At 53.6% G+C, this 12892-nt stretch carries 5 protein-coding genes; 2 read left to right on the forward strand and 3 right to left on the reverse strand.

Annotated features, from left to right (window positions below; translation table 11 throughout):
- Positions 1-30 precede the first annotated feature (30 nt).
- On the forward strand, positions 31-6903 hold the full coding sequence (locus tag CAGA_RS05220; protein WP_135658521.1) for a pectinesterase family protein: 6873 nt from the start codon (positions 31-33) through the stop codon (positions 6901-6903).
- Positions 6904-7032: 129 nt separating this feature from the next.
- On the opposite strand, the gene CAGA_RS05225 is transcribed toward CAGA_RS05220, so the two are convergent.
- Both CAGA_RS05225 and CAGA_RS05230 read right to left on the reverse strand, forming a co-directional pair.
- Positions 7033-9369 (reverse strand): heavy metal translocating P-type ATPase, encoded by a 2337-nt coding sequence (locus CAGA_RS05225; RefSeq protein ID WP_135658523.1) that lies wholly within the window; start codon positions 9367-9369, stop codon positions 7033-7035.
- A gap of 78 nt (positions 9370-9447) precedes the next feature.
- Entirely contained in the window at positions 9448-9813 is a 366-nt protein-coding gene (locus CAGA_RS05230; RefSeq protein ID WP_135658525.1) for an ArsR/SmtB family transcription factor, read from the reverse strand.
- A 324-nt stretch (positions 9814-10137) separates the two neighbouring features.
- Here CAGA_RS05230 and brnQ point away from each other — a divergent pair, with 324 nt between their 5' ends.
- Positions 10138-11499, forward strand: coding sequence for a branched-chain amino acid transport system II carrier protein (gene brnQ / locus CAGA_RS05235; protein ID WP_243112950.1), 1362 nt, complete (start codon positions 10138-10140; stop codon positions 11497-11499).
- 372 nt (positions 11500-11871) lie between these two features.
- Here the strand turns inward: brnQ and CAGA_RS05240 are convergent, their stop codons facing one another.
- Positions 11872-12885 (reverse strand): ABC transporter substrate-binding protein, encoded by a 1014-nt coding sequence (locus CAGA_RS05240; RefSeq protein WP_135658527.1) that lies wholly within the window; start codon positions 12883-12885, stop codon positions 11872-11874.
- Positions 12886-12892 lie beyond the last annotated feature (7 nt).

Raw genomic sequence — 12892 nt, forward strand, 5'->3', positions numbered from 1 at the left:
GCAACTTCATTTTGAGAGGAGAGTATTGTATTGATCTGGCAAAAATATGCGCCCAAAAAGCTGCTTTCTTTTCTACTGGCTTTAACAATCCTGTTTGGCATGATTGTTACCGGTGTTCCGTCGGAGGCTTCCGCAAAAGCGGCTACGGCGGAAAAAGGAATCCAGTTTCCGACGGTAACCCCGAAGGGGCTTGCGGTTTTACCATTGTCTTTGGAAGACAAAAAGCTTACGCTTGTGTGGAGCAAACCTGAAAATGATACGAATATCCAATACTATAATATCTATGAAAATAATCGGTTGATCGGGCAGTCCGACCAAAACAAGGAAGCCCTGTCACAGAAATTTTTCGATAAATTTTACAGTACTCCCGCAAATTCCGATATGGTGAGAGTCTCCATGCACAACTATATTGTTACGGGGCTCCGCGCGGAAACGCAGTACCGTTTTGCGGTAAAAGCGGTGGATAAAAGCGGAAAGGAAATCCAGTTGGATTCCAAATATGAAACGGAAGTAAAGACAAAGAAAACGCCGAAAATCATCAACATCAAGGACAGCGGTTATGGCGCGGTCGGCGATGGAACCAAGGTGAATACGAAGGCGATTCAAAAAGCGATCGACGACTGCCCCGAAGGGGGAGTCGTGCGGATTCCGGAAGGAATCTTTAAAAGCGGTTCTCTTTACCTGAAAAGCGATATGACGCTGGAAGTGGAGGGCACCCTTCTGGGTTCCGAAAATGCGGACGATTACCCTTACAGCAACCCGAAGGCTGTAAGCAAAGCCGCAGCGCTTATCAACAGTAAGGGCAAAACCGGCGAAAACATCCGCATTGTCGGCAAGGGAGTCATCGACGGAAACGGATGGAAGGAGGATTCCTCGGCAAACGACCCGGACCATTTCTTCGTGTCGAAGGAAAGCAGCCAGAAAACAGTAGAGAAAAACGGCGTGCTTGCGGCCTCCCAATACCAAAAAGCCCTGCGCAACTACGGCTTTTCAGAAAGTGACGCCTACAGCACGCGCTCTAATCTGATCGAAATGAGGGGGATTAACCATCTTTACATCGGCGACGGGCTTACGCTGAAAAACCCTGCCCAGCATACGGAAATAAACGGCGGTTGTAACGACGTTGTTTTAAACAGCGTGAAGCTGGAAACTTTCAACTGCAATAACGGCGACGGTACCGGCCTTTCCGGCGGTAAGGGGCTGGTTGTTTTAAACAGCGTGCTAGACACCGGCGACGACAATATTGCGTTTAACGCGGGCCGCGGCAAGGCAGACACCCAAAAAGCGCCCACCTCGGATATTTGGATCTTTAACAACTATTTCAAGCGCGGCCACGGCGCGGTGGTCTGCGGAAGCCATACTGCCGCATGGATAGAAAAAATCCTTGCCGAGGACAATGTCCTGAACGGAACGGGAACTGGGCTTCGCTGCAAAACCAGCAAGGGAACGGGCGGCGGCGCACGAAACATCGTGTTCCGGGACACCGCAATGAGGAACCTTACCGACAACGGCGGGCAGCCGTTCATCTTCACAAGCAACTATAACGGCGGTACCATCAGCGACCCGGCGGAAGAAGCACCAGCGTTCCAGAATATCCTGGTGCAGAACTGCTCCGTTGACAGCGCAAAGAGCAGTGCAATTTACGTGGAAGGCCTGCCGGAAAAAAGCCATAATCAAATTCAATTTAGAAATGTTATCTTTAAAAATACAAAACCGGCAAGCATCCGCTATTTTGAAAACGGCTTGTTTGAAAACGTTGTGTTCGATTCCCATATTAAGGATCCATGGGATATTCAGAATGCAAACGGTTTGAAATTTACCGGAAAAACAACGATGACCGATGTTTCGAAAAACGCGGCACAGCCGCCTGTTTGGAAATCCGGCGCCGCCTTAAAGACAACCAACGTAAGCAATGACACCGTAAGCCTGTATTGGCAGGAAAGCGACGCTTCCGACAACACCGGCGTCGTTCAGTACATTGTTTACCAGAACGGCGCACCCGTGGCTGTGCTTCCCGCAGGGCAGAACAACTACACCGCCGTGCGGCTGAAGCCTTCCACCAAATACAGATTTAAGGTAGAAGCGGCGGACGCGACCGGAGCGGCCTCTTCAAACGGTCCTTCGGCGGAGGTAACCACAACCGAACTGCCGGCCGAACGGTTTTACGCACCGCAGAACCTGCGCACAGCGCCCGCTTCCACCGGGAGTAATTCGACCGTACTGGTTTGGGAAAAGCCGAAAAATTATTCCAAGGTTACGGATTACGCAGTTTATTGCAACGGGCAGCTGATCGGCACGACCCGTTATACATACTTTAAAGCAAGCGGGCTCAAACCGGATACCAAGTATACGTTTACCGTAAAGGCCCGCAAAAAAGAGGGCTTTGAATCCCCTTCCAGCAACGCCGCCACTATCCATATGCTGCCGGAAGGCAAGGTATATAATGTTAAGGATTACGGCGCAAAAGGCGACGGAAAGGCAAAAGACACCCAAGCGATCCAAAAGGCAATCGACACCTGCCCGGCCGACGGAACCGTATACCTTCCGGCCGGCGTTTACTTGAGTGGCGCGCTGAACCTTCACAGCAACATGACATTTTATGTGGACGCGGGTGCGCAGCTAAAGCCCAGCACGGACCTAAAGGACTATCCCTTCACCAGCGCAAGGCACGATATAGAGGATATTTACCGCCCGAACGACCCGTTCAAGGGTAACCCGGCGTTTGCAAGCCTGCTCAACGCGGGCACCATGGACAATAAGAAGGGTGCGACGACGCACAATATCCGGATCCTCGGCCCCGGCACCATCGGGGACGAAGACAACGGCCTGAAGCTGCGCGAGGAATACGAAAAGTACTGTGCGGAGCGGTACAAGAAGATTGCCGAGACCGGCGTCAGCCAGGAAGACATTCAAAAGAAATACCATATCGGCGGCGGCAGCCTGATCAGCCTGAAAAACTGCGGCAACGTCTATATGGACGGGCTCCATATCCGCAACGGCATGATGTGGACGATTGTGCCGGTTTACTGCGATGACATTACCGCTTACGGGCTGGATATCAACACAACGGTGCACAACGGCGACGGGTTTGACCCGAATTCCGCAACAAACACCTACATTCTTGGCACGCAGTTTTCAACCGGCGACGACTGCAGCGCCATTAAATCCGGAAAGGACAAGGAAGGGCGCGATATCGGCCGCCCGTCCCATCACATTTACTACCGCGGTTGTGTGTTCCATGCCGGCCACGGCGGCCTTACCATCGGCAGCGAAATGTCGGGCGGCATCAGCGACATTTTTGCAGAGGACTGCACGCTTGTCCCGGTCGACGTGCAAAACGGAGCGGTCAACCCCGGTGTCCGCGTGAAAGTCAGCCCTTCGCGCGGCGGGTATATCCGCAACCTTCAGCTGAGGGATTCCGTCTGCAACAAAATATCGGTTATCACCAATTACGACAAGCAGAAGGGCGCTGCCCCGGGCGTACCGCTTCCGGATATTTCGAATTTCCAGTTTACTAACGCCAAAGCACCCAACAGCACCACAAACGGAAACAATATATTGGATTTAAACGGTTCCGATTTCGGAAAATCGTCCTCTTACCTGCGGAACCTGCAGTTTACCAACTGCGATTTCCACCACGCAAGCTTGAATACCTGCCAGAATATCTTCTTCAACAACTGCCGGTTTGCACAGCCTTCCACAAAAGCAAACTGCGTGAACGTGCAGGAAGGGGTCCAGAATACGGAGGATGACATAAAACCGAGGGATATCAGCGAAGACTTTGAGGGCTGTGAAGCGGGTGCGGCTCTACCCGAAAACTGGACCTTAAACAGCAATCCCGCCGGAAAAGCGGAAATCAAGACCGAAAATGGGAACCATTATCTTTCTGCAACCGATACCGGTCCGGGCTATGTGACGGTAACCAACCGCTTCGCCCCCCAGTCCGGCGATGTAACGGTGAAATTCCGTTTCCGTTTCCCGTCCCTGTCGTCCGCCGCGGGCAACAGCATATTCGCGTTAAAGGACGCGGGCAACAAGGTGATCGCGCAATTCCCGTTGCAGGTTTCGGGAAATACCGCCAGCCTTGCAAAGGAAAAGCGAAATACCGACCGCGAAAAAGCCCCGGTCGTTCCGGAGGTGAAGGGCGACGAATGGTATACGCTTAAAATCGTCCTCCACACGGACACCAAGAAGACGGAGGTATACAATGGGGAGGAAAGGGTCGCCTTTTCGGATTCCGCCTATGAAGGGTATTACGACCCGGCGGCGGGGTTCCCCTCCGTTTTTGAATTCCACTCGCCGAACAACAACAAAGACACGGTTGTGATGGATGTGGACGATTTTTCACTCTCCTACGTGAAAACACTGCAAAAAATACCCGGGCTGCAAATTAAGGCCACGAGGAATTTTATTGCCGACAAAAACGGCAGACTCCCGCTTCAGGCGGAAGTTTCTCCGGACGACGCGGCGGATAAGTCCGTAAGCTGGTCGGTAAAAAATCCGGATTTCTCCGATACCAATATCGCTAAAATCGATCATAACGGCGTGGTGACTGCGGTTCAAAACGGTTCCTGCATCGCGGTGGCGACCTTGAATTGCGACAAGGCCATCCTCGGCGTTCTGCCGTTGACCATCACCGGGCAGGACAGCGAACAGGGGGTTGCAAAGGCCAATGTTTCAACCGCTGTTGGAAAGGCCCCGGTCCTGCCGGAGTATGTGTACCTGAATTACAGCGACGGGTCCGTCGTGCCTTACCGCGTGGCGTGGGATGCCGTTAGCCCTGCGCAGTACAACCGGGCCGGAACCTTCCAGGTTTCGGGTACGGTCAAGGATACGGGGAGAAGGGTGCAGGCCGCCGTTACGGTGGAAACCCGCAAAATCCACCATGTGCCGCTCGTTTCCGTAAAAGCGGCGGTTGGAAAGCTGCCCCTGCCGGCCTCTGTTCCGATCGTGTACAACGACGGCACAAAAGCGAACCTTCCGGTTACATGGGATGCGGTCAACAGCCAACTGTACAGCCGCATCAACATTCCCGGCTTCTCCGTAACGGGGAAAATCAAGGGCACAAGTTGCACGGCAACCGCGCACGTGTCGGTTCTGCCCACGATTGTGCCGAACGTTTCCCCCATCGTCGTGGCACAAGACGGAACCGGGGATTTCCGGACAATCGGGGAAGCCATCCGCTCTATTCCGGCAAAGAACCCGAAACGACGCGTTGTGTTTATTAAAAACGGAATCTACGACGAAAAGCTCGTTGTGGACCGCCCCTACATCACTCTTGCGGGGGAAAGCGCGGACGGAACCCGCGTCACGTACGACGACAGTCCCATGAAGGAGGACGAAAACGGCAAGCCCCTTGGTACGTTTAATGATTTTACCTTACAAGTTACGGGGAGCGATTTTACTGCGCAGGATTTAACGGTGGAAAACGCTGCCGGATCCACGGTGGGGCAGTGCGTCGCGGTTGATTTAAACGCCGACCGAGCCCGCTTCACAAACTGCCGCCTGCTCGGCTATCAAGACACTCTGCTGACGCGCAACGGCACCAGTTCCTCAAGCGGCAACGTACCCGATCAGCAGACCTCGCACGTTTACCGCTCCTACTTTAACAAGTGCTTTATTTCCGGATCGGTGGACTTTATCTTCGGCCCTGGAAAGGCCGTATTCGATGACTGCGAAATTCATTCGCGCTTAGGCGGCTATATCACCGCAGCTTCCACCCCGGCGGAACAGGATTACGGTTATGTTTTCCTGAACTGTAAGCTGACCGGGGAAGCCTTGCTGAAAAAGAACCCGTCCGTAAAGCTTGGCCGTCCGTGGCGGCCTTACTCCGCCGTGTCTTACATCAACTGCGCCATGGACCTCCACATCAGCTCGTTCGGCTGGGACAACTGGGGCAAAAACGAAAACGAAGCGACCGCCCGCTACTCCGAATACAATTCGGTGGATTTAAACGGCAAACCGCTGGATCTGAGCAAGCGTGCGCCCTGGGCGAAGCTGCTTACACAGCAGGAAGCCCAGACTTACACAATCGCAGGAATTCTTTCCGGAGACGACCGTTGGGATCCGACAAAGATTTCGGTTCCCAGCAGCACCTCCGGTAGCGGTGATTTCAGCAAGCTGCAAAGATTGGTCGGCGAATGTGAAAAGATTCAAAAGGGAAATTACACCGAGTCGAGCTGGAACAGCTTCCTCAGCGCACTAGATTTCGCAAAATCCGTTCTGAATAATAAAGAAGAGGAGCAAAGCGAGATCGACGCGGCGGCGGAAGCCCTGCTCTCCACGAAAAACGGATTAACCGCACAGGGCGGCGGCTCGCACCGCTCCGGCCACAAGCCGGGCAATACCGCAAACAAGCCGGATCCTTCCTCGCCCGCCCCGGCAAAAAAATTAAAAAGCGACACGACCGCTCCGTACCGGTTCCGCGGAAACAGCACGTATTTCTATAAAATTACAACGTCGGACAGCGTTCCCCCGAAAGGCGTTTCCACCAATCCGTCGGCGGTAACCGTCGAGTTTGTGAAGAAGCTTCCCGATGGGTATCTGTACCGGATTGTCCAGGTCGGCGACGGCAGCGCAACCATTGTTACGACGGCCGCGAACGGGGATACCACCTCTTTTACCGTGCATTCGGACGACTGCGGCGGGCTGATTTCCGACACGCCTTACCGGTACCGGATAAAGGAGGACGCTTCCTATCAGTTTAAATTCACGTTGACTGCGGTGGACAAAGTCCCGGTATTCACCACCGGCGACAGCAAAGTCGTGCAAACAGTTTCCGTATTCAAACAGGGAAACGCCTATTACGTCAAGGTAAAGGCGGCCGGTAAGGGAAGCACCGGGATTTACGTAACGGTACCGGGACAAACGCCGCTGTGCAAGTGTGTCCTTACCGTTCCTTAACCAGATTGCATCGTCGTTCCAAATAAAACGAGCCCCCTCCTGTGAAAGCAAAATGCCGCCCGGGGTTTTCCGGACGGCATTTTTGCGCCGCAAACGGCGCTTTTAGAAAAGCGGATATGATTTCGTATTTTATTCTTCGTTTTTTATTCGCGAGGCGCGGATGGCGTTCAGCACCGCGAGAATCGCGACGCCGACGTCCCCGAAAACAGCCGCCCACATGGTGGCGATTCCAAAAGCTGCCAGGATCAGAATCAAGAGCTTTACGCCAAGGGCGAAAACGATGTTCTGCCATACGATCCGCCGCGTCTTTTTCGCAATTCGGATGGCGGTGACCAGCTTGGATGGTTCATCCGTCATCAGCACCACGTCGGCGGCTTCGATTGCCGCGTCGGAGCCCAGGCCGCCCATGGCCACGCCGACATCCGCACGGGCCAGAACCGGGGCGTCGTTGATCCCGTCGCCCACGAACACCAGCTTGCCGCCCTTTGCGGCCTGGCTGCACAGCTTTTCCATCTGCTTGACCTTCTGCTGGGGAAGAAGCTCTGTGTAAACCTCGTCAAGTCCAAGCCCGCGAGCCGCTTCTTCGCCGGACTTTTTGCTGTCGCCGGTCAGCATGACCGTCCGGCGGACACCCGCGGCTTTCAGTTCCCGGATGGCCCGCGCGCTGTCCGGCTTCACCTCGTCGTTAATCATGATCAGCCCGGCAAACGCGCCGTCAACGGCAAGATATACGGCGGTTCCCGCTGCGCCGGATGCCGGATGCCGGATGTTTTCCGCGTCCATCAGCCTGCTGTTCCCGGCAAGCACGGTTTTTCCGTTTACCTTTACCCGTATGCCTTTTCCCGGGAGTTCCTCGTAATCCGCAAGCTGCAAAGCATCCGGCTCCTTTTGATAGGCTTCCCGGATGGAAACGGCAATCGGGTGGCTGGAATGGAGCTCCGCATGTGCGGCGTAATACAGGATATCACCTTCGCTCCAGCCCTCTTCCGGCTGAATCTGTGTTACCTTGAAGTTCCCTTTTGTGAGTGTGCCAGTCTTATCAAATACAACGGTATCCACATGGTTGAGAGCTTCCAGATAGTTGCTCCCTTTAATCAGCACGCCGTTTTTGGACGCGCCGCCGATTCCGCCAAAAAAGCTGAGCGGAATGGAAATGACCAGCGCGCAGGGGCAGGAAACAACTAAGAAGGTCAGCGCGCGGTTTATCCACTGAGAAAGGGGCGCACCCGGGAGGAAGAGCGGAGGAAGAACCGCCAGCGCAACGGCGGCGAACACCACAGCGGGTGTATAGTACCGCGCAAATTTCGTAATAAAGTTTTCTGCGGGCGCTTTCTGGCTGCTTGCGTTCTGCACCAGGTCGAGTATTTTCGTAACCGTGGATTCCCCGAATTCCTTCGTTACTTCCACCGTCAGTAGGCCGCTTTTGTTTACGGAGCCGGAGAGAATCTCGCTTCCCGGTTCCACATCGCGCGGAAAGGATTCGCCGGTTAACGCAGCGGTATCTACGGAGGAAACGCCTTCCACGACCTTTCCGTCCAGCGGAACCTTTTCGCCGGGGCGGACCAGAATCCGATCACCGATTGCGACTTCCTCGGGGGAAACCCTCCGCACTTCCCCGCCGGTTTTCAGATTGGCGTAGTCCGGGCGGATATCCATCAGGGCGGAGATGGATTTGCGGGAGCGGTCAACCGCCATATCCTGAAAGAATTCGCCGACCTGATAGAACAGCATAACGGCTACGGCCTCCGCATATTCGCCGATTGCAAACGCACCGACAGCCGCAACTGCCATTAGGAAGTTTTCGTCGAAAACCTGCCCTCTCGCAATGTTTCTTAATGCCTTCAGCACCACCTCGCCGCCGATCAGCACAAAGCTGAGGAGGAACACCGAAAACTCCGCCGTATGCGGGAGCGGGACAGCCATGCCGACGGCGAACAGGACCGCGCCGATCAGCATGCTAATCCTGTGAAGGGTGCGTTTCCCAGCGCCCGTTTCCACGGTTTTGCCGGTGTAGGAAATTTCCACGTCCGGCTCTATTTCCCGAATGATTTGGGAAGCCTGCCGGACAAGGAGCGGGAGTTTCGCCTTTTCCGCCGCTTCTATCGTAAGCTTTTGGGTAGCAAAGTCAAGGCGGGCCGATTCCACGCCGTCCATTCCCTGGATGGCGGTTTCAATTTTTTTGGCGCAGTCGGCGCAGTTCAGCCCGAGCAAATACAGGGCTCGCTTCCCGGGTTCGGGAATGTCGCGCTCCTTCAGCTCGATATCCGAATCATGCCGCTTAGCAATGCTTTCCGCCTGTTCGGCGACCGTTTCCGGCGCGGCATGGTTTGTAAGTTCAATTGTCAATAATTTTGATGCAAAATCAACGTTCGCCTTTGCCACTCCGTCCAGACAGCAAATTTCCTTTTCGATTTTCGCCGCACAATGTCCGCAGCAAAGCCCTTCGAGCTCGTATTGTTTCTTCATAAGCGCCCCCGTCTCCAGTCTTTTTTTACTCTTATAATATGATTAATTGAGCAATTGATCAACTGTTTAAGAAAAATTTTATTCCGTCACATGGGCCAAACCTTGGTCAAAAATGGTTTTTACATGCTCGTCGTCAAGGGAATAGTAAACCACTTTGCCGTCCCTGCGGTTTTTGATCAGCTTGGACTGCTTTAAAACGCGAAGCTGATGGGAAATCGCGGATTTCGTCATGCCGAGAAGCGCGGCGATGTCGCAGACGCACATCTCGGAATGGAATAGTGCACAGAGTATTTTTACCCGGGTTGAATCCCCGAACACCTTGAACAGATCCGCAAGGTCCAGAAGGTTTTCTTCGTCCGGCATATGTCGGCGGACTTCGGCGACAACATCCTCGTGGATAACGGAACAGTCGCATTTATCAATTTCCGGAATATACGAATTCATTGCAGCCTGCCTTCTTTCAATTGCATAGTTGATTATCTGTTCAACTGTATTATACCTCTTTTTTCGAGAATGTCAATCCGTTTTACCGGTATTTCTCAAAATTTTTGCCGGCAAGGGTTGTTTGGGCGTTTTCCCGCTTAATGGAATTTGCGTTTCCGGAAAACGGGAAAGCCGGTGTTCGGCAGTCCCGCTGAACCGGCGGGCGCGCATTTTTAGGCGCAGGGTGTTCCTTTTCCGGATATTTCCGTGTATAATGATACATGTTTTGCGGCTGATCAACCGTTCAGCCCTTTTACCTTATTATAGTTGGAGGAAGTACAGCGATTGGAAGAGAAGAAGCGTTTATCACCATCATCTTATATTTTTATCGGCTCTATGCTTTTCGGATTGTTTTTCGGTGCCGGGAATCTGATTTTCCCCGTACACATGGGGCAGGAAGCGGGAAGCTCCGTTTTTGCGGCGGCGGCAGGATTTTTAACAACCGCCATCGGTCTGCCGTTTTTGGGAATTGTGGCGATCGGCGTATCCGGCAGCAACGGCCTGTTTGACCTTGCGAGCCGCGTACATCCGGCATTCGGCTACGCGATGACCGTTTTGCTCTACCTGACCATCGGCCCGTTCTTCGCCCTGCCGAGAACCGCTACTGTATCCTATGAAATCGGGTTTACCCCGTTCATTCCGGAAAACCGGCAGGCGTTGGGACTTGCCTGCTTTACGGTTCTTTTTTTCGTCGCCGCCCTGTTTTTCGCCCTGCGGCCGAATAAAATCCTGACTTGGGTCGGCAAAATTCTGAACCCGCTGTTCCTTGCCTTTCTTGCGGTTTTAATTGTCGTCAGCTTTGTAAAGCCCATGGGCGACCCCGCGTCGGCGCAGGTGCAGAATGCCTACGCGTCGGCGCCCTTCTTTAAGGGATTTACTGAGGGCTATAACACCATGGACGCGTTGGCTTCCCTTGCGTTCGGCATTATCGTTGTGCAGGCGCTGCGCGGACTTGGCGTAAACAGCCCGAAAAGCATTGCTGTGGGCACCCTTAAATCCGGCTTCGTCAGCGTGCTTTTGATGGGCGTGATCTATGGCTGCCTGGCTTATATCGGCGCGTCCAGCATGGGAAAGCTGGCGCTTTCGGAAAACGGTGGCATTGCCCTAGCGCAGATCGCCCGCTATTATTTCGGAAGCTGGGGCACAGTCCTTCTGGCGGTAATAGTGACGCTCGCCTGCCTGAAAACCGCGGTGGGGCTGATTACTGCCTGCTCGAAAACATTTTTTGAGCTTTTCCCGGGATTTTTGGGGTATAACGCGTATGCCGTTGTATTCACAGTAGTGTCCTGCTTGATCGCCAATATTGGGCTGACGCAGATTATTTCGTACTCTATCCCGGTTCTGATGTTCCTTTATCCTTTGGCAATCGCGCTGATTCTTCTGGCGCTCCTTTCGCCGCTGATCAAGGGCCGCCGGTGCGTCTATCTTCTGACAGTAGCCTTTACGCTGGTTGATGCGGTCGCGGACTTTCTGAACGCATTTCCAAAAGAGGCAGCGTCCCTGCCTGCCGTACAGGGTTTCCTGCGGCTTTTCAAAGATTTCATACCCTTTTTCAATATCGGTATGGGATGGATTTTCCCCATGCTGGCTGGGCTGGCGCTCGGCTTCCTTTTCAGCTTTGCCAGATCGCACAGCAAGGCGGCTTAAACCGCAGCATATAAACCGAAAAAAGGAACCGCGCCGAATTTTCGGCGTGGTTCCTTTTATAGAGGTACTTTTGAATTTCGCATTGTGCAGTAGCATTATATATGGACGAAGAATCCGTGTACAACGTTTTTTGCCTTACAATCGGGCAGCGGCACCGTATCCAATTCGGATCCTTTTGCCCTAGGCTCAATTTTTCCCCGCCCGACTGAAAGCACCTTGTTCACACTCTTGGTGTGTATGAAACAATATCTCCAGCGTTCGCCCGATTTCTTTATTCCCGGAGAATCGCGGCTTTCCTTTTTATCAGTCTTGCGGCGTGCTTCATCACCGGAGTAGCTATATAGAAGGATTTTTATTTTAAATAGAATATTTTTATCGGACTTCCTGTATTACTTTTTCGGCAAACTGGGTGTTTACGATTTTGTCATACGGTACGTTTTGTTTCAGCTCGCCCGCCTGCGACATCACCGTTTGCAGAAGGGCGAATTCCTCTTTCCGCAGAACGGGGTCGGGGCTCCACACGCCGATGTTCTTATAGCGCTTTGCAACCGTTGTCAGCAAGTTCACATCCGCCGCCGGGAAGGATGGCGCAATCGTTTTTGCGATTTCCTCCGGGCTGTGTGAAGCAACCCACAATTGCCCGCGGTACACCGCGCGCGTAAATTTTTCGATTAATACGGGATTTCTTTCGATAAAGCTCTTTTTAGCAAAATAGCCGGTGTAGGAAATTTTTCCGCTTTCCTTGCCGATGGAAGCGACAATGCTGCCCTTGCCCTGCGCTTCCAGCATGGAAGCCGTCGGTTCGAACAGGGTAACGTAGTCCCCTGTGCCGTTCGCGAACGCGGTTGCCATCAGGGCGAATTGGATGCTGTCGTCCAGCTTCACGTCCTTTGCCGGGTCCAGCCCGTTTTTGCGGATGACGTACTGCAGGGTCATGTACGGCACGCCGCCCTTGCGTCCCGGAAGGACGCTTTTGCCGCGGATTTTTTTCCATGTAAAATTCGGATCGGGCTTGCGTGCGACCAGGAACGAACCGTCGCGCTGGGTCAGCAGTGCGAAAATCTGCGTGCTGTCCGCCTTGCCCTCATTGTAAACATAGATGGATGCCTCCGGCCCGGCAAAGCCGATTTCGGCGTTGTTCGAAAGCACCGTAGACATCACCTTGTCGGTTCCCTCCGCGGTGGTAAGCGTCAGGTCGATGCCTTCATCGGCAAAATAGCCCAGATTGATCGCCGCGTACTGCGGCGCGTAAAAGACCGAGTGCGTCACTTCACAGACGCGGACCGTATCCGCCTCTTTCTTACCGTTTTTTTTGCACCCGGCGGTCACCGCCAGCAGCAGGGCGAGGCTCAGCGCGGCGGCGGTAATGGAGAGCAGTTTCTTCATGTTTTTA

Source organism: Caproiciproducens galactitolivorans (genome assembly GCF_004768785.1).
Classification (GTDB): Bacteria; Bacillota; Clostridia; order Oscillospirales; family Acutalibacteraceae; genus Caproiciproducens; species Caproiciproducens galactitolivorans.